The following is a 17,781-nucleotide window of genomic DNA, read 5'->3' as shown; positions in this document are numbered from 1 at the left end:
CCCGCGACGAGAGGGATGCAATGCGCGATGTGACGGTTCGGGGCGCCGGGATCTTCGGGCTATCGGTGGCGTGGGCGTGCATCTGCCGCGGTGCGCGGGTCCGGGTGATCGACCCGCACGGCGTCGGCGCGGGGTCGTCGGGCGGGGTCGTGGGGGCCTTGGCGCCGCACGTGCCGGAGAATTGGAACGACAAGAAGGCGTCCCAGCTTGAAAGCCTGCTGATGGCCGGGGACTGGTGGCGTGCCGTTGCCGAGGCCGGAGGAGGAGACCCGCTCTATGCGCGGATGGGCCGATTGCAGCCGGTCGCGGATGAGGCGGAGGAGACGCGGGCTCGCGTCCGGGCGGAGGGGGCGAAGGCGCTTTGGGGCGACGCGGCGGTCTGGGCAGTCGAACCCGCACCGGACGGCTGGGGGCCCGGCACAGCGCGCGTCATCCGGGATACCCTGTCGGCCCGGCTACATCCCGCGCGCGCCTGCGACGCACTCGCCGCTGCGATCCGAACGCGGGGCGGAGAGATCGTGACGGACGGCGCGGAAGATGGTGCAGTGGTCCACGCGACGGGATGGCGGGGATTGGGCGTCCTGCAAAACGCCGCGGGGCGCCCGGCGGGAAATGGCGTGAAGGGGCAGGCCGCTTTGCTGCGGCTGGACCGGAGAGATGCGCCGCAACTCTATGTCGACGGGCTGCACATCGTGCCCCATGGCGACGGCACGACGGCCATCGGCAGCACGTCAGAGCGGGAGTTCGACGCTTCGGACGCGACGGACGCGCAACTCGACGACCTGATCGAGCGTGCGCGTGCAGCCGTTCCCGACCTGCGGAATGGGTCGGTCATCGCCCGCTGGGCCGGGGTTCGGCCGCGCGCGCGGAGTCGAGCCCCGATGCTAGGAGCGTGGCCGGATCGCCCCGGCCATTGGATCGCGAATGGCGGCTTCAAGATCGGCTTCGGCATGGCGCCGTTGTCGGGCGAAGTGCTCGCCGATCTGATCCTGGAAGGCCGCGACCGGATTCCGGCCGGGTTCCGCGCGGAGGCGAGCCTCTAGGCGACGTGCCGGATCCCCATGATGCGGGCGCGGGCACGGGGATCGCTGTCGAAGAGGGCGGCGAGTTGCTCGGTCATCGCCCCGGCGAGCTGTTCTACATCCGTGATCGTGACGGCACGCTGATAGTAGCGGGTCACGTCATGGCCGATGCCGATCGCCAGAAGCTCGACCGCCTTGCGACGTTCGACCATGGCGATCACGTCGCGGAGATGCTTCTCGAGGTAATTGGCCGGGTTCACCGACAGCGTGCTGTCATCGACCGGGGCACCGTCCGAGATCACCATCAGGATCTTGCGCGCCTCGGCGCGGGCGACCATCCGGCGATGAGCCCATTCTAGGGCTTCGCCGTCGATATTCTCTTTCAGGAGGCCTTCCTTCATCATCAGGCCCAGATTGGGACGGACCCGGCGCCAGGGGGCATCGGCCGACTTGTAGACGATATGGCGCAGGTCGTTCAGCCGGCCCGGCGCGGCGGGCCGTCCGGCGCCGAGCCATTCCTCGCGTGCCTGTCCGCCTTTCCAGGCGCGGGTGGTGAAGCCGAGGATCTCGACCTTCACGCCACAGCGTTCCAGCGTACGGGCCAGCACGTCCGCACAGATCGCGGCGATCGAGATCGGCCTCCCGCGCATCGACCCCGAATTGTCCAGAAGCAGGGTGACGACCGTGTCACGGAACTCGGTATCGCGCTCTATCTTGAAGCTCAGCGGCGTGGTCGGGTTCGCGACCACCCGCGCCAGACGGCCGGCATCGAGAAGACCCTCTTCGAGGTCGAATTCCCACGACCGGTTCTGCTGGGCCTGAAGGCGGCGCTGGAGACGGTTCGCCAGCCGGGAGACCGCCCCCTTGAGCGGTTCGAGTTGCTGGTCCAGATAGGCGCGCAGGCGCTCCAGCTCGGCGGGTTCGGCAAGATCGGCGGCGTCGATCACCTCGTCATGGGCGTCCGAGTAGATCTTGTAGTCCGGATCGGCCTCGCTGACGGGGGGTGGGGGCGGCGGCTCCATCGCCTGGTCGGCCTCGGGGGCTTCGGACTGTTCCTCGGTCTCCTGATCGGCCATGTCGTCCATGGAAACCTCGGCCTGCGAGGGGTCATCCTGCTGGTCCTGGCTCTGTTCGGGCGAGGCGTCGGCCTGATCCTCCTCATCGTCCTGACCGGTCGAGTCGGGCTCCTGTTCCTCGTCGTCGGTGTCGGCGCCGTCATCCTCTTCGTCGTCTTCGAGGTCGGGGTCGTCGCCAAGCTGGTCGCCATAGCCCAGATCGTCGATCAGTTGGCGCGCAAGCCGGGCGAAGGCCGCCTGATCGGACAGGATGTCGCCGACATCGTCGGCCCTGTCACCTGTCGATTCCTCGATGAAGCCGGACCACAGGTCGAGCACGTTCTGCGCCCCGGCCGGCAAGGGACGGCCCGTCGCCTTGTGCCGCAGCCAGTACCCGGCGGCGGCGGCCAGCGGCGCCTGCGCCTTGTCGGTGACGTCGCCATAGCCCTTGCGCCGCGCCTCGGCGCCGATCTTGGCGTCGATGTTGCCAGCCGTCCCGGGCATCGCACGCGCCCCGACGGCCTCGCATCGCGCGGTTTCCAGCGCGTCATAGAGTTCGCGCGCCATGTTGCCCTGCGGCAGATACTTGGCGTTGACGCCCGCATCGTGATGCTTGTGCCGAAGCGCGAAGGCATCGGCGGTTCCGCGCGCCAGCAGCACCTCTTCGCGCGTCATGCGGCGGCTGATCTGTGGCAGGCGCACGCTGTCGTTGGTGCGGCCGGGCGGGTCGACGGAGTAGGTTACGGCAAGCTCGCGATCCTCGGCGATGACCTTGGTCGCTTCGGCGAGGGCCTTCTTGAACGGGTCGGCGGGATTATCGACGGGCTTGCTCATGGTGTGCAGGTAGCGTTCCGGGCGGGGCGAAGCAATGCGCGCAGAGGCGCGGGAGGGCTTCGGATCGGGCATGGCGTGTCACGACCGATAGACAGTGCCGACGGTCAGTCCAGCGAGATGCCTTCGTCGATCGCCCAGCGAACGCGCTCTCCGATCGCGTCGAGTTGCCGGTCGCACGCGGCCACCGCGTCGTCGACGAAAGAGAGCGACGGATCATCCAAGGTCGTTCCGGCTGCCAGCGCATCCGCAAAGCGGGCGGCGACCGGGCGGAGTGCCGGGACCTCGTGCAACGCTTCCGCCTGCAGGTCGTCCGGCGGGACCTCGGTCTGCAGATAGATGTTCGTCGCCATCACGCCGAACTCCAGATAGCCCTGCGGATCGCGGTAGCTGTCGAGCCCGCGCTCGATCAGCGCTTCGGCTCTCGCGACCTCCCATGCCGTGCATCCGGCCCCGGCCTCCCGGATGACGGCGTCCCACCCGTCGAGGCGAGCTTGCTGATCAGGCGTGAAGGCGGCCGCGCTCGTCGCAAGGAACGCAAGAACGAGCGCGAACCGAGTCATCCCAGGCTCTTGGAGACCGCGCTTTCCGGCAGTTCCTCGTCGAAGCAGCGCTGGTAGAATTCCGCCACCGTCTCCCGCTCCAACTCGTCGCACTTGTTCAGGAACGACAGACGGAACGCATAGCCGATATCGCCAAAGATCTGTGCGTTCTGGGCCCAGGCGATCACGGTCCGGGGCGACATCACCGTCGACAGGTCGCCTGCCATGAAGGCCGTGCGCGTCAGATCGGCGACGGTGACCATCTGGCTGACCTGCTTGCGCCCCTCCTCGGTATCCCAGGAGGGATTCTTGGCCAGCACGATCTCCGCTTCGGCGTCGTGTTCGAGATAGTTGAGGGTCGCAACCAGCGACCAGCGGTCCATCTGCGCCTGGTTGATCTGCTGGGTGCCGTGATAGAGGCCCGTCGTGTCACCCAGCCCGACCGTGTTCGCCGTCGCGAAGAGGCGGAAGGACGGGTGCGGAGTGATGATGGTGTTCTGATCCATCAGCGTGAGCTTGCCGTCATGTTCCAGCACGCGCTGGATCACGAACATAACGTCGGCCCGGCCGGCATCGTATTCGTCGAAGACGATCGCGACCGGGTTGCGCAGCGCCCACGGCAGAATTCCCTCATGGAATTCCGTGACCTGCACGCCGTCCTTCAACTTGATCGCGTCTTTGCCGATCAGGTCGATCCTGCTGATATGGCTGTCGAGGTTGACCCGCACGCAGGGCCAGTTGAGGCGCGCCGCGACCTGCTCGATATGGGTCGATTTGCCCGTCCCGTGGTAGCCCTGGATCATGACCCGGCGGTTCCAGCCGAACCCCGCCAGGATCGCCAGCGTGGTGTCTGGGTCGAAGCGGTAGGTCGGGTCGACTTCCGGCACCCGCTCCGACGGCGCGGCGAAGCCCTTTACGATCATGTCGCTGTCGATGCCGAACACCTCGCGGACGGAGTAGTCCGTGTCCGGTTCAACGAGGGTTTCGAGGCTTCCATCGGCCATGTCGTCACTCCTTCGGTCAGCGGGCGGGATGCAACATAAGACGAGGAGGAGCAAGGGGAACGCCCCAGGTAGGGAATGCCTCACTGTCGCAGGGTTCCGTGAGTGATTAACCTTGCGTCACTTGTTGGTAGGGGAGACCGAGATGAAGCGTATCGTCATCCTGTGCGACGGCACCTGGAGCCATGCCAGCTCCGAATATCCGACCAATGTCGTTCATCTCGGCCGCGCCTTGCGTCCCATCGGGACGGACGATGTCCCGCAGGTCATGACCTACGTGCCCGGCGTCGGGACCGGCCAGCGGGGGCTGACCCAGATGGGAAAGATCAGCGACCGGATCCTGGGCGGGGCGCTGGGGATGGGTCTGACGCAAAACGTCGTGGACGCCTATACGCGGCTTGTCTTTCTTTATGATCCCGGCGACGAGATCTACATCTTCGGCTTCTCGCGCGGCGCCTATACGGCGCGGTCGCTGACCGGGCTGATCCGGTCCTCGGGCCTTCTGTCGCGCACGCGGCTGTCGAAGCTGGACCGGATCGTCGACCGCTACCGCACCCGCGACGACCCCCGGACCAAGCCGGACACCGATCTCAGCCGCCGCTTCCGTGCAAAGATATCGCCGCATCTGATGACCAGCCCCGACGATGCGGAGATCTATGCGGAAGAGGGGGCGCATGACGCGGCGCTTCTGAAGATCGCCTATCTGGGCGTCTGGGACACGGTCGGATCCCTGGGGGTTCCGAACCGGTTCCTGATCTCCGGCCTGATCAATCGCGGCAACAGGTTCCATGATGCCGAGCTGTCACGGATGGTGACGTCGGCGCGGCACGCAGTCGCGCTGGACGAACGCCGCCGCGAATTCGAGCCGACGCTCTGGTCGAACCTGGATCGCCTGAACGACGGGATACTGGGCGACGCGCGGCCCTATCAGGAACGGTTCTTCGCGGGCGATCACGGTGCCGTAGGTGGCGGCGGCAACATCGAGGACCTGTCTTCGATCGCGCTCGGCTGGATCATCGAGGGGGCCGAACGCGCGGGATTGCAGTTCGATCCGATCGTCCGGGATCGCATCGTCGAAAAGCAGAACCCCGTCGGGCCGCTCTACAACATGGAGAAGCGCAAGGGCGGCGTCGCGGCACAGGTCATGAGCATGATCGGACGGGACCGCGACGGGCCGGGTTCGATGGACGGCGTCCATGCTGCCGTGCTCGACCGATACGGTTACGAAACGAAGGACGGCGACTGGCAGCTCTACCGGCCGCCGAGTCTCCGGCGCATCGAACCGGATCTCAGGGAATGGCTCGACGCGCGCGTGGTCGAAGAGCCGCAGCAGCGAGACGTCGCCTGAGCCCTACTTGAAGTTGCGGCTGTCCTTGATCTGGTCCCACGCCCAGACGACCTCGGCCAGTTGTTCTTCCTGGCTGCGGTCGCCGCCGTTCATGTCGGGATGCAGGACCTTGATCAGCTTCTTGTAGGCCTTGCGAATGTCCGCCTTGGCCATGTCGTCGCGGGCTTCGAGGATCTCGATGGCCTTGCGCTCGGTCGGCGGAAGGCGCCGCCCTTGGGATGCGCGGCCCGGATTCTGGGTCGCGTTCCCGCCCAGGACCTGGTGGGCGTCCTCGATGCCGAGACGCGCCCAGGCCCGCTCCTCCATGGATTTGCGGAACGGCTGCGTCGGCCCCTGGTCGGCATTCAACTGCGCCGCGGCCTCCGCTTCGGTCTGGCCGTCGAAGAAGTTCCACTTCTGATTGTACTCGCGCACGTGATCCTTGCAGAACCAGTAGTAGTCGTCCTTCGAGTCCCGGCTCTTGGGTGCGCGGTACTGGCCCCGTTCCGTGCAGCCTTCGTGCTCGCATTCGCGGGTCGACGTCTCGAACGCACCCGACATGCCGCGACGGCCGCGCGTGTTCTTCTTCTTCGCGGACGAGACACGCATGTCGAATCCAAAGGGATCGTTCTTGGTCATGGGGCCCCCTTGCCGGTCGCAGGCGCCATACTCTAGTCATCGGCCCGGCGGATGGAAGAGGCTTCGGAAGGAAAAGACGATGTCCATGGAGGCGACGATCCGGGAGCGTTTGCAGGCGGCCTTCGATCCCCGCGAGATGCAGGTGATCAACGACAGCGCGTCCCATGCCGGACATGCCGGCGACGATGGGTCCGGAGAGAGCCACTGGAAGGTGGCGATCCGCGCCGAGGCATTCGCGGGCAAGGGCAGGGTCGAGCGGCACCGGATGGTCCACACGGCGCTTGGCGACGTGATGGACCGGATCCACGCCCTTTCGCTCGATCTGGATGACTGACCCCGCGGCCGCGCCGTTCTAGGTCCAGAGCGCCTGATCCGTCGTCGTCGTCGGCCGTCTCGTGGGCATCGCGGTCGCGGACTTTCCCAGAAGCGTCAGGGCCGCGTCGCGAACGAATCCCGCATTGTCCCACCACCAGCCATGGGACAGCAGCATGTTCTCGAAATCGCTACCCGCCGTTCCGTGGGCATCGCGTCGGAACTGGTCGAGGCAATGGATGTCGTGGTGCCCGGCCGGGACACTGGCTGGAAGCCCGGCGCGCCCCGCCCGTTTGGAGCCGCCGTTCAGGAACGGCCCCGACAGAGAGAGGATCTCGTCCCACGGGTTGTAGTAGTTGGTGAACCGCTTTGCCCGCAGCGCCAGGAGGCGCGCGCCGTTGCCCCCTGAGGCCATCTGGTCGATCCTGACATCTGCGGCGGTGAAGAGGACCTGGTCCAGCCATTTCCACGGCGATGCCCGGGTTCCGAACTGCCCAAGCGCGTTCAGCGCCATCAGGCCGCCCATGGAATGCGCCGCGAGGCTCACGCGGGGACGGGGAGACAGCCCGAGGATCGGGAAGAGGCCATCCAGCACGAGGTGTCGCGCGATGCGATGAATGGTGCGGCGGTCCGCCCGGTACGCGGCCGGGCTGGGCTTGCCGAGGCTAGGCCAATCGTAGCCGACGATCGCGCCATGGTATCCGTTTCGCCTGAGCGCCGTCTCGACTTTCAGGAGATGGCGAAGGAACCCCGTGGGACGGGTATTGTAACCGTGGACATAGAAAAGCACCCGGTTGTCATGGGCGGCCGCGGCGATCAGGGCCAGCCATTTGGCCTGCGTCACCAACCGAAGCTTCGGCGCACCGATCCCGCTGGGCCGATCGACGATGCCATAATGTGTCGCACCCGAAGAACCCCGCATCGACATACGCGCGGGGGAGGCGAAAGCACGGCTCGACAACACAAGCGCCATGGAACTCCGACACCCTTCGACGTCGGAGGTTACCCCAAGGTCAGCTTTTCGCCTATAGCGAGCGTGTCAGTCCCGGACGATCTCGAGGGGGTTGGTCAGGACCAGCGGTTCGGCCACAGGTCGGAGGGCCGGCTCGGGCTCCGCCACCGGGCGCGGACCTGCTGTCGCAGAGGCCCGCCGGAACATGACCGGCTGGCACGATTCGCGCCGGAAGACGAGGACGGTGACTTCCTTGGCGGCGGTGCCGGTCATGTCGTAGCCGACATCGTTCGGCAGGCGTTCGGCCCTGAGGAATTCCCACCCTTCGGCGGCCATCTCGTTGAAGATGCCGGTCAGCGTATGGGCCATCCGGTCGGTGTCGTTTGAGAGGTTCGGGCCATGCTCACCCTTCTTGGGCGCGGGGACGACCTTGAACTCGATTGCGTCGGGGTTTGTGAAGGTCTCGTGTCTCATTCGCGCTGAATGCGCGGCGAATATGGTTAATTCACCGCCGGGCTGCGGCGATTCCGTGGCTGTGGCGCCGCGGCCCCGGAAGGCGTTCAGAGACCCAGCTTGGCCGACACGACCTCGTTGACGGCTTTCGGGTTCGCCTTGCCCCCGGTCGCCTTCATGACCTGGCCGACGAACCAGCCGGCGAGCTTGGGGTTCTGCTGGGCCTTCTCGACCTGCGCGGGGTTGGCGGCGATGATCTCGTCCACCGCCGCTTCGATCGCGCCGGTATCGGTGACCTGCTTCATGCCCTCGGTCTCGACGATTTCCGCAGGCTCGCGGCCGGTCGTGTAGGCGATCTCGAAGACGTCCTTGGCGATCTTGCCGGAGATGTCGCCCGTCTCGATCAGCTTCAGGATGCCGCCGAGTTGCGCGGGCGACATGGGGCTTTCGGTGATCGAACGATCGCCGTCTTCCTTGAGCCGTCCGAACAGGTTGTTGATGACCCAGTTCGCACTGGCCTTCCCGTTGCCCGAGACGGCAGCCACCTCCTCGAAATAGGCGGCGGCCTCGGTCTCAGCAGTCAGCACGCTCGCATCGTAGTCGCTGAGGCCGAAATCGGAGACGAAGCGCGCCTTCTTGGCGTCGGGCAGTTCGGGAAGGGAGGCTTCGATGTCGTCCACCCACTCCTGCTCGATCTCCAGCGGCAACAGGTCGGGGCAGGGGAAGTAGCGGTAGTCATGCGCCTCCTCCTTGGATCGCATCGACCGCGTCTCGCCCTTTTCGACGTTGTAGAGGCGGGTTTCCTGCACGACCTCCTCGCCGCGTTCGAGCAGCGCGATCTGGCGGCGGGCCTCGTAGTCGATAGCCTGCTGGATGAAGCGCATGGAATTCATGTTCTTGATCTCGCACCGCGTGCCGAGATGCGAGAAGTCCTGCGTCTCCTGATACTTCTCGTACTGGCCGGGGCGGCAGACAGAGACGTTCACGTCCGCGCGCAGGTTGCCGTTCTGCATATTCCCGTCGCAGGTGCCCAGATAGCGCATGATCTGGCGCAGCTTGACGATGTAGGCCGCCGCTTCCTCGGGGCCGCGGATGTCCGGGCGGCTGACGATCTCCATCAGAGCCACGCCGGTGCGGTTGAGATCCACGAAGGAAAGGGCCGGATCCATATCGTGGATCGACTTGCCGGCATCCTGTTCGAGATGGATCCGCTCGATCCGAACGACGCGGGCGGTGCCGTCGCCGAGTTCGACCAGCACTTCGCCTTCGCCAACGATGGGATGGTAGAGCTGGCTGATCTGGTAGCCCTGCGGCAGGTCGGGATAGAAGTAGTTCTTCCGATCGAAGGCGGAGCGCAAGTTGATCGCCGCCTTCAAGCCCAGTCCGGTCCTGACGGCCTGTTCCACGCAGAATTCGTTGATGACCGGCAGCATGCCGGGCATGCCCGCATCGACGAAGGAGACGTTCGAGTTCGGCTCTGCGCCGAAGCGGGTGGAGGCGCCCGAGAACAGCTTGGCGTTGGAGCTGACCTGCGCGTGGACCTCCATTCCGATGACCAGTTCCCAATCCCCGGTCTCGCCGGCGATGGTCTTGGGCTTGGGCGTCTCGTAGGTCAGGTCCAGCATGGCGTCCTCCGCATCTTCGAGGCGGATTACCGGCAGCCGGGGGGCGGGGCAAGGCGGCCCCGCGCCGCGTCAGCGACGGAAGATGCGCTTGAGTTCGGCCAGCGCATCGCGCTGCCTGTCCGTGATGCCGTCCGTCGCGTCATTGATGACCGCAAGGGCCGGGTCGAGGCCACGCTCTCCCTCGAGCTTGAAGAGACGCTTGCCGATCCGGGGCACAGCCGCTTCCGGGCTCCCGCATTCGTTGGCGAAGAAGTGCCCTATCACCAGGATCTCTTCGGCGGCCGGTAGGTCGATGCGCAGGTGACGTTGCAGGGCAGACAAGAGAGCGTTGCGGTCTTCGCGCGTCGGCGGCGGGCCAAGCTCCATGAAGACGGCGGCCAGCGTGCCCTGAGCCAGATCTGCGCGGTCGATCTGGTCCGCCGGATTTCCGTGATGGGTGCGTTTGAAGTTCCAGCGCTTGACGGCGCCGATCGCCGTCTCGGCCGCGTCCTTGACCTGATGCGCCGTGTCTGCCGCATCCCGCATCCGATACAGCCAGAACGAAGCGGCTGCCGCGAGGCCGAGCAGCCCGATGATGAAGTGCATGGACCCGAATCCCTCGTCACGCCCCTGACGAACCCTGTCCCATCGGCATCTATCCGCCAACCCCGGCGGCTTCGCGACGGGAAACACGCTGTCCGTTTTGCAACGCTGGGTTGGGGTGATAGGGGGGCGCTGCACCCGTACCGAGTCTGCCAACCGGTCGGGTGCGTCTGTTCGAGCCATGGCGCGTCATGGCGAGTTTGCCAAGGGGCTGCGGTTCGGCCCGACGACACCTGGGGGTGCCGACGAGATGAGAGCGACGATGATCCGGTCCGGACTTCACAAGGCTGCCATTCTGGGCCTCGCGCTGTGCGGCGCCGTGCCCGCAATGGCACAATCCGCCGACACAGCGCCCTATGAGGTAACGGCCAATTCAAGTGCGCCGACCTGGCAGGCGGACGCATCCGCCTTCGCGCCGATCTGGTCGCTGCGCCCCGCGCCGCGACCCCGCACGGTCGTGACGGAGGAACTGCCGGACCTGCGGTGGGACCATGTCCGGGGATCCGCCCGTTGGACGCGCGCCGCCATGCGCGCCATCGAGAGCCACGGACAGAAGCTGGTCGACACGGTCCCCCGCGACATTCAGGCGTGGTGCCCCGCCTATCCCGAGGCCGATCGCTGGTCGCGAAAGGCGTTCTGGGCCGGGCTTCTCTCGACGCTGGCCAAGCATGAAAGCACGTGGCGCCCGAATGCCGTGGGCGGTGGAGGTTTGTGGTACGGCCTCGTCCAGATCTATCCGCCGACGGCGCAACTCTACAAATGCCAGGCGCGCACGGGCGAGGCGCTCAAGGATGGCGCGCTCAACATGTCCTGCGCCGTCCGGATCATGAATCGGACCGTTCCGCGCGACAACGTGGTGGCGCGGGGCATGAAGGGCGTGGCCGCGGATTGGGGGCCGTTCCACTCCACCCGCAAGCGGGAGGACATGCGCCGTTGGATCTCGCGTCAGCCCTTCTGCATGGGGCTGCACGCTTCGGCCCGTCCCGTGGCGCGGCCGGACTGGATCGGAACCCCGGCAGGCGAGGCTCAGGACGTTCCGATGTTCGTCGCTTGGGAACTGGACAAACAGTTCTACAGCCCCGGCGCAATGGAGACGCCGATCTCAGAAGGGTCGGACGTGCCGCGCGGCGGCTGACGGAGATTGGCTCTCACCCGAGGATCAGCAACCAGATCGACACGGTCAGGACGGAGGCCGCCGTTCCGATGAGGACGGCGGACGCACTGATGCGGACCGCTCTGCCGTGCATCGCCGCGAAGAGGTACGAGTTTACGCCAGGTGCCATCGCGGCCGTCAGGACGGCTGCCCGGAACGCGCCCTCGGGAAGGTCGAGGGACTTCCCGACCGCGTAGGTGGCGACCGGGTGCAGAACCAGCGCGATCCCGATGCAGAGCGAGATCCCGCGCCAGTCGCCTTCCGGCTTGTATTGCACGAGGACGCCGCCGAGCCCGAAAAGGGCGGCCGGCAAGGCGGCCGATGCGACCAGCTGGATCGGCTCTTCGAGAAGGGCGGGCAGAGGCAGACCGGACAGGTTCAGCAAGAGGCCGAGCATCACGCCGATCATCAGCGAATTGCGCGCAAGCGACAGCCCGACATTCCGCACACCGCGGCGGAACCCGCTGCCGCCCGCCTGCACGATCTCCATGGCGGTGACGCCGACGAGATAGCAGAAGGCCGCGTGCATCGCGATGATCGCATAGTTCGGCGTAAGGCTTTCGGTCCCATAAGCCCGTTCAGCGATGGGAAGGCCCAGAAGCACCGTGTTGGCGAACATCGCCGCGAAGCCGACGGCGACTGCGTCCTCCGGTCCCCGCTTCAGCCAGAAGAGGGTGCCGAGGATACCGGCGGCGAAGCAGATCAGGCTGCCGGAATAATAGGCCGTCAGAAGGCGCCAGTCGAAGCCCGCCGCGAGATCCAGCCGAGCCATGGCGAGGAACAGCAGGCAGGGGATCGCGAACCGCTGCGTGAAGACCATCAGGCCGTCCACATTGGGTTGGCTGAACAGCCCCTTCCAGACCGCCACATACCCCGCGCCGATCAGGACGAAGACCGGGACCGTGACCGTCAGGACGGATAGCATCGGCCATTATCCGGTGGAGTTTGCAGGCTGGCGGGCTGGTCCGGCTTCCAGTCTTCAAGGGCGGTCATCGGGCAACTCGATCACCATGCCATCCCAGGCAGGAGTCACGTTTCCGGGCGTCTCGGCATCCACGGTCGCCCAGTCCAGGTCGATATGCATATTCGTCAACACGCCCCGTTTCGGAGCCATTCGGTCGATCCAGTAGAGCGCCTCCGCCAGCGAAAAGTGCGATGGGTGGTTGGTCCGACGCAGCGCATCGAGGATCCAGACATCCAATCCCTGCAACAGCCAGTCCGACGCCTCGGGAATGGAATTGACGTCGGGCATGTAGGCCAAACCCCCGATCCGTAGTCCCAGCGCGGGGATCGACCCGTGGTCGACCGGGATCGGCGTCACCCGCAGATCGCCTCCCGCGCCCGGGATCGAGATCGGTCCGTCAAATGTATGCCGCGTCAGGATCGGCGGATAGGCCGACCCGTCGGGGGTCTCGAAGGCATAGCCGAACCGCGTCTTCAGGGCGTCGTAGGTCGGCTCATCGGCCCACACGTCGAGCATCCGGCGCTGGTTGAAGACGATCATTCGAAGGTCGTCCAGTCCGTGCACGTGGTCGGCATGAGGGTGCGTCCAGACGACTCCGTCGAGGTTCCCGACCCCAATATCGAGCAGTTGCTGCCGCATGTCGGGCGACGTGTCGACCAGAACCCGTGTGGTGCCGTGCTCCGTCACGCGTTCGACCAACATGGAACAGCGCCGGCGCCGGTTGCGGGGGTTCTCCGGGTCGCAATCGCCCCAATGCCCGCCCAGACGCGGGACGCCGCCGGAGGAGCCGCAGCCGAGGATCGTGAACCGCAGGGTCGCCATGAGTGCCTTGTGGTCATCGGCGCGCCCAAGGGCAAGGGCGGGCCGCCCCAGGAGCAACGGGCCGATGTCAGCCCGGCGGCGCGTCGGCGACTGTCTTCCAGAACAGACGCTCGAAATTCGCCTCGGTCGCAGCGGCGAATTCCGCCTCCGTGATCGCGAAGACTTCGGCGCCCTTGGCGGCAGTGTGTGCGACGAACGCGGGCTCGTTGCGCTTGCCACGATAGGGGGGTGGCGCAAGATAGGGCGCGTCGGTCTCGACGAGGATCCGGTCGAGGGGGGCGTCCGCGAAGATCGCGCGCAACTCGTCCGATTTGGGAAAGGCCGCGATCCCGGACATGCTGAGGTAGAAGCCCAGCTCCAGCGCAGCCTCGGCAAGCGCGCGGCCCGACGAAAAGCAATGCATCACGCAGGAATAGGCGCCCGCGCGGTGCTCGTCGCGCAAAATGGTCGCCATGTCTTCGTCGGCGTCACGGGCGTGGATGATCAGCGGCAATCCTGTCCGGCGCGCCGCCTCGATATGGATCCGCAGGCTTTGCTGCTGCACGTCCTTGCTATCGGCGGTGTAGTGGTAGTCGAGCCCGGTTTCGCCGATGCCGACCATTTTTGGATGGTCGGCGAGCGCGACCAGTTCATCCACGCTCGCCATCGGTTCGTCGGCCGCGCTCATGGGGTGCGTCCCCGCGGCCCAGAAGACAGGGGCATGGGCGTCGGCGATGGCACGGACCTGCGACGCCTGTCGCAGCTTGGTGCAGATCGTCACCATCCGATGCACGCCCGCCTTCGCGGCGCGGTCGATCAGATCGGGAAGCTCCCCTTCGAATTGCGGGAAGTCGAGGTGGCAATGGCTGTCGGTCAGGCGCATGCGGGGCGGGGTAGGCGGGGCGGCGCGGACATACAAGAGGCCAGCAAAGCTGCGCCCACCGGGCCGGTCCCCATTTCAAACGTTGCGCGCATGGCCGTCGATCGCGGCAAGCTGGTCCCAAACGATCGCGGCGGGATCGACATTGACCGCTGCGGCGTGGGCGAAGCGGTCCGACAGGTCCTGTGCCAGCGCGGCGAGCGCGCGCGCCGCGTCTTCGTTCGGCGCCAGTCTGGATAACGTTGCCGCTTCTCCCGGGACGGCCTCGGGGGGCGGGCCCGCGACGGCGGCGCGCGCGGCACGGTGCAAGAGCCGTTGCAGCATGTCCCGCGTCACCGGCAGCCTGTCCGATGCCGCCCGGCCCGCGTGGCTGTCGGCCAGCCGACGCGCCGCACCCCGATCCATCGGCGCATGAGCAAACAGCGAGACCAGACCGGCATAGGTCTCGGCTCCGCCCTCGGCGAGATCCAATGCGGCACCCGGAGATCCCTGAGCCAGTTCGGCGAGGCCGGGATCCGTCTCTGCGCCGCCCGCCTGTGCAACGGCCTCGGCAACTTCCTTGGGCGAAAGTGGGCCGAGTCGCAGGACCCGGCAACGGGAGCGGATCGTCGGCAACAGGCGTGCCGGCTGGTGCGAGATCAGAAGCAGGGTTGCTCCAACGGGCGGCTCTTCGAGCAACTTCAGGATCGCGTTGGCGGCGTTCCGGTTCAGATCGTCGGCCGCATCGACGATGACAACGCGGCGGCCGCTTGCCGACAGGCCGAAGAACGGGCCGAGCCTCCGCGCCTCGTCCACGGTGATCTCTGCCCTTAGACGCTTGGTCTTCTCGTCCCACGGGCGCCGAAGCAGCATCAGAGCGGGTTCCGAAAGGGCATCTATTCGGGGAAGCGCCGGATGCCCCGGTTCGGGATCCAGGCTGTCCGCGTGCGGCGGAGGGTCCGTCAGCAGGAACCGGGCGATCCGCCAGGCCAGTGTCGCCTTGCCCACGCCCCTGGGACCCGTCAGGAGCCAGCCGTGATGTGGACGCCCGCCGTTCCAAGCGTCCAGGAAGGCGCGCTCGGCCGGCCCTTGCCCGATCAGGCGTGCGGTATGGCGGGGGTGGGGCGCGTCGCCCGCGCGGTCGCCTTCGGGCAGCCCGTCCGTCACAGCGCGGCCATCACGCGGCGGTGGACAATCTCGGCCGCGCCGTCACCGTCGATCAGCCGGACACGCGTCGGAAACTCCTCGGCCAGCGCGCGAAATCCGTCGCGGAGCGTCATCTGGAAAGACAGGCCGAACTCTTCGAACCGGTCCTCGGTATCGGACCGGGCGGCGGCCCGGGCGCGGGCGAGCGCGGGATCGATGTCGACCACGAATGTGAGGTCCGGATCGCGGCCGATCATGAGATCGTGCAGCGCATCCACGGTCGCCCGGAGATCGCCGCGGGTCGCGCCCTGATAGACACGCGTGGAATCGGCGAAGCGGTCCGTGACGACGCGCGCCCCGCGGTCGAGCGCAGGGGCGATCACACGCTCCAGGTGGTCCCGGCGGGCTGCGGTGAAAAGCAGGATCTCCGTCTCGGCGGACCAGCGCGCGGGATCGCCCTCGACCAGCAGGCGCCGGATCTCTTCCGCGCCGGGCGACCCGCCGGGTTCCCTCGTTTGCACGACCTCGCCCTCAGCCCGCAACGCATCGGCCAGCATGCGCGCCTGGGTCGACTTTCCGCAGCCATCGATGCCTTCGAACGAGATGAACATGAGGTCCGGTTAGCAGGGGGGCAGGGCGGGGGCGAGGGGGCACCGACACGGCGAGGCTCATGGCGAGGCGCTCGCTCCGACCGGCATGACCACGCGCATCGGACCAAGGCGTCGCCCGACCCGACCTTCGTCGGCGCATCAGCCTTCGGCGGGTGCTTCCTCGGTCGCGGTAGTCTCGGGTTCCCCCTCGATCCGGGCCATCACTTCATCGAGCAGACGACCGGCAACGGTCCCACCCGCAATCTGGATCCGGCGCAGCGGGCCGGCCCGTGGAACGTCCTCGGCGGCGACCAGCGGGACGGACCAAGGCTCCATCCCCGGATGGCTCAGCGTAAGTGTCGCGATCTGCTGTCCGGCCTCGATGGGCGCGTTGATCGGACCGTCATAGCTGATCTCGCCAGCCAGGGGCTGGCGCCCCGTCGTCGGAAGCAGGACCGTCAGTTCCTCGGCGGGCTCCAGCGCGACGGTCGGAGCCTCTCCCATGAAAACATCGGCATGCATCGTCGCCGTCTCGTCGTCGAACAACTGCTCTTCGGCGAACTGACGGAAGGCCCAATTCACGATGCGCTCGCTCTCTTCGGCGCGCACGGCTTCGGATTCGATCCCCGAGATGACGAAGGTCACGCGCCGGTCGCCATCGACGGCACTGCCGACAAGACCATACCCCGCCTCTTGCGTGTGACCGGTCTTGAGACCGTCCGCCCCAATGTCCAGCCGCAGGATCGGGTTGCGATTGAAGCGGTTCGCGGGCGAGCGGCCATCGAAGGCGAACTCGGTCTCTGCGAAATACGGGTAGTATTGCGGAAACTCGGTAATCAGACGCTCGGCCAGGATCGCGAGATCCTCCATCGACATCACATGACCGGGCGCGGGCCATCCCGATGCGTTGCGGAACGCGGAATTCTCCATGCCAAGCTCGCGCGCCCGCTCGCTCATCATGTCGGCGAAACCCGCTTCCGTCCCGTCGGGCGAGAGCGCTTCGGCGATGACGACTGTCGCGTCATTGCCCGAGAGCACGACGATGCCGCGGATCAGATCCTCGACCGTGACGCGGTCGCGAGGATCGAGAAACATCGTCGATCCGCCGAAGCTGGCGGCGTGATCCGACACCGGCAACTCGGTTTCCATGGTCAGCCGTCCGTCCTCCAACGCCTCGAACGCCATATTCAGCGTCATAAGCTTGGACATCGACGCGGGGGGCAGGGGAACCTGCGCGTTCTTGGACAGAAGCACCTGCCCCGTATTGTGGTCGATGACGATCGCGCTGCCCGCGCGGGTCTGGAATTCCTGCGCGGCCGCGGGCGTCGATAGCAACAAGGCGGCAAGGAACGGCTTGAGAGTCATGATATCCTGCTCCGTCGTTTTGGCCGCGATATAGGCGGTCAGCCGCCGACAGGGTAGGCGTCCGAGTATCCCATTTCCTGCGCCGTGCGAAGAATCGCCGAGTGGCCTTCGACATCCTCGGCCGGTCCGGCGACCACGCGCCAGACACGACGCAAGCGAACCCGCTCGCGTGAGACGCGCGCCGTGACGCCGGCGGCGGCCATGCGCTCGGCCGCATCGCGGGCTTCGTTCTCGTCGCGGAACTTGCCGATCTCGATGAAAGGTTCGGCGAGTTGGCGGGTAATGTCGGCCTTGGGCGCCGTTTGCATGGCTTCGGCCTGGGGTACGGCCTCCGGTAGGGCAGCGCCGATGGGCTGGGCCGTCACGGCGGCGGCCGGGGCGCCGTTGGCCTCGGCCTCTGCGGCCGGGGTCTCGGCGGCTTCTGTCGCGGCAACGGCGCGGGCGACACGGGCCTCCAGATCCGGGAAGATCGTGGCGCTCGGGAACGCGTCGGAGGTGGGGGCGGCTTCGGTCTCGGGTGCGGCTGCCTCGGCGGCATCGACCGCTGCCGCGATCCGGGCCA

At 66.8% G+C, this 17,781-nt stretch carries 19 protein-coding genes; 4 read left to right on the top strand and 15 right to left on the bottom strand.

Features of this window, described 5'->3' with window-relative positions:
- Positions 1-20 precede the first annotated feature (20 nt).
- Positions 21-1,043, top strand: coding sequence for an NAD(P)/FAD-dependent oxidoreductase (locus jaqu_RS02350; protein ID WP_043917335.1), 1,023 nt, complete (start codon positions 21-23; stop codon positions 1,041-1,043).
- On the opposite strand, the gene cobT is transcribed toward jaqu_RS02350, so the two are convergent.
- From cobT to cobS, 3 genes are all read right to left on the bottom strand, one after another.
- Entirely contained in the window at positions 1,040-2,911 is a 1,872-nt protein-coding gene (cobT, locus tag jaqu_RS02345; RefSeq protein ID WP_043917364.1) for a cobaltochelatase subunit CobT, read from the bottom strand. The genes jaqu_RS02350 and cobT overlap by 4 nt on opposite strands.
- 104 nt (positions 2,912-3,015) lie before the next feature.
- Positions 3,016-3,471 carry a hypothetical protein gene (locus jaqu_RS02340; RefSeq protein ID WP_043917334.1) on the bottom strand — a complete coding sequence of 152 codons (456 nt, stop codon included), beginning with the start codon at positions 3,469-3,471 and terminating at the stop codon, positions 3,016-3,018.
- On the bottom strand, positions 3,468-4,454 hold the full coding sequence (gene cobS, locus jaqu_RS02335) for a cobaltochelatase subunit CobS (RefSeq protein ID WP_043917333.1): 987 nt from the start codon (positions 4,452-4,454) through the stop codon (positions 3,468-3,470). The genes jaqu_RS02340 and cobS overlap by 4 nt, the downstream gene beginning before the upstream one ends.
- Before the next feature lie 142 nt (positions 4,455-4,596).
- Between cobS and jaqu_RS02330 the strand changes: the two genes are divergently transcribed.
- Positions 4,597-5,799: a DUF2235 domain-containing protein gene (locus tag jaqu_RS02330; RefSeq protein WP_052500725.1), complete on the top strand. Its 1,203-nt coding sequence runs from the start codon at positions 4,597-4,599 to the stop codon at positions 5,797-5,799.
- 3 nt (positions 5,800-5,802) lie between these two features.
- Here jaqu_RS02330 and jaqu_RS02325 read toward each other — a convergent pair whose 3' ends face one another.
- Positions 5,803-6,417 carry a J domain-containing protein gene (locus jaqu_RS02325; RefSeq protein WP_043917332.1) on the bottom strand — a complete coding sequence of 205 codons (615 nt, stop codon included), beginning with the start codon at positions 6,415-6,417 and terminating at the stop codon, positions 5,803-5,805.
- Between the two features lie 79 nt (positions 6,418-6,496).
- On the opposite strand from jaqu_RS02325, the gene jaqu_RS02320 reads away from it, so the two are divergent.
- Positions 6,497-6,751: a BolA family protein gene (locus tag jaqu_RS02320; protein ID WP_043917331.1), complete on the top strand. Its 255-nt coding sequence runs from the start codon at positions 6,497-6,499 to the stop codon at positions 6,749-6,751.
- 18 nt (positions 6,752-6,769) lie between these two features.
- Here jaqu_RS02320 and jaqu_RS02315 read toward each other — a convergent pair whose 3' ends face one another.
- From jaqu_RS02315 to jaqu_RS02300, 4 genes are all read right to left on the bottom strand, one after another.
- On the bottom strand, positions 6,770-7,702 hold the full coding sequence (locus tag jaqu_RS02315; protein WP_043917330.1) for an alpha/beta fold hydrolase: 933 nt from the start codon (positions 7,700-7,702) through the stop codon (positions 6,770-6,772).
- A gap of 66 nt (positions 7,703-7,768) precedes the next feature.
- Positions 7,769-8,155, bottom strand: coding sequence for a hypothetical protein (locus jaqu_RS20390; protein ID WP_052500724.1), 387 nt, complete (start codon positions 8,153-8,155; stop codon positions 7,769-7,771).
- An 86-nt stretch (positions 8,156-8,241) separates the two neighbouring features.
- Positions 8,242-9,759, bottom strand: coding sequence for an Asp-tRNA(Asn)/Glu-tRNA(Gln) amidotransferase subunit GatB (gene gatB, locus jaqu_RS02305; RefSeq protein WP_043917329.1), 1,518 nt, complete (start codon positions 9,757-9,759; stop codon positions 8,242-8,244).
- Between the two features lie 69 nt (positions 9,760-9,828).
- Positions 9,829-10,344, bottom strand: coding sequence for a hypothetical protein (locus jaqu_RS02300; protein ID WP_043917328.1), 516 nt, complete (start codon positions 10,342-10,344; stop codon positions 9,829-9,831).
- Positions 10,345-10,603: 259 nt separating this feature from the next.
- On the opposite strand from jaqu_RS02300, the gene jaqu_RS02295 reads away from it, so the two are divergent.
- Positions 10,604-11,476 (top strand): transglycosylase SLT domain-containing protein, encoded by an 873-nt coding sequence (locus jaqu_RS02295; protein WP_236687734.1) that lies wholly within the window; start codon positions 10,604-10,606, stop codon positions 11,474-11,476.
- A gap of 13 nt (positions 11,477-11,489) precedes the next feature.
- On the opposite strand, the gene jaqu_RS02290 is transcribed toward jaqu_RS02295, so the two are convergent.
- The 7 genes from jaqu_RS02290 to jaqu_RS20385 form a co-directional block, all read right to left on the bottom strand.
- Positions 11,490-12,419, bottom strand: coding sequence for an AEC family transporter (locus jaqu_RS02290; RefSeq protein ID WP_043917327.1), 930 nt, complete (start codon positions 12,417-12,419; stop codon positions 11,490-11,492).
- Between the two features lie 54 nt (positions 12,420-12,473).
- Entirely contained in the window at positions 12,474-13,280 is an 807-nt protein-coding gene (locus jaqu_RS02285; protein WP_043917326.1) for an MBL fold metallo-hydrolase, read from the bottom strand.
- 67 nt (positions 13,281-13,347) lie between these two features.
- The gene (locus jaqu_RS02280) at positions 13,348-14,142 is read right to left on the bottom strand and encodes a TatD family hydrolase (protein WP_043917325.1); all 795 of its coding nucleotides are present in this window, start codon (positions 14,140-14,142) and stop codon (positions 13,348-13,350) included.
- Positions 14,143-14,217: 75 nt separating this feature from the next.
- Complete coding sequence (locus jaqu_RS02275; protein WP_043917324.1) at positions 14,218-15,285, bottom strand: DNA polymerase III subunit delta'; 1,068 nt, start codon at positions 15,283-15,285, stop codon at positions 14,218-14,220.
- Positions 15,282-15,875 carry a dTMP kinase gene (gene tmk, locus jaqu_RS02270; protein WP_043917323.1) on the bottom strand — a complete coding sequence of 198 codons (594 nt, stop codon included), beginning with the start codon at positions 15,873-15,875 and terminating at the stop codon, positions 15,282-15,284. The genes jaqu_RS02275 and tmk overlap by 4 nt, the downstream gene beginning before the upstream one ends.
- A gap of 138 nt (positions 15,876-16,013) precedes the next feature.
- Positions 16,014-17,219 carry a D-alanyl-D-alanine carboxypeptidase family protein gene (locus tag jaqu_RS02265; RefSeq protein WP_043917322.1) on the bottom strand — a complete coding sequence of 402 codons (1,206 nt, stop codon included), beginning with the start codon at positions 17,217-17,219 and terminating at the stop codon, positions 16,014-16,016.
- 38 nt (positions 17,220-17,257) lie between these two features.
- A partial coding sequence (locus tag jaqu_RS20385; RefSeq protein ID WP_201774346.1) for an SPOR domain-containing protein occupies positions 17,258-17,781 on the bottom strand: 524 nt, incomplete at its 5' end.

It is taken from the genome of Jannaschia aquimarina (assembly GCF_000877395.1).
Classification (GTDB): domain Bacteria; phylum Pseudomonadota; class Alphaproteobacteria; order Rhodobacterales; family Rhodobacteraceae; genus Jannaschia; species Jannaschia aquimarina.
This window is presented reverse-complemented; position numbering and strand designations above follow the sequence as displayed.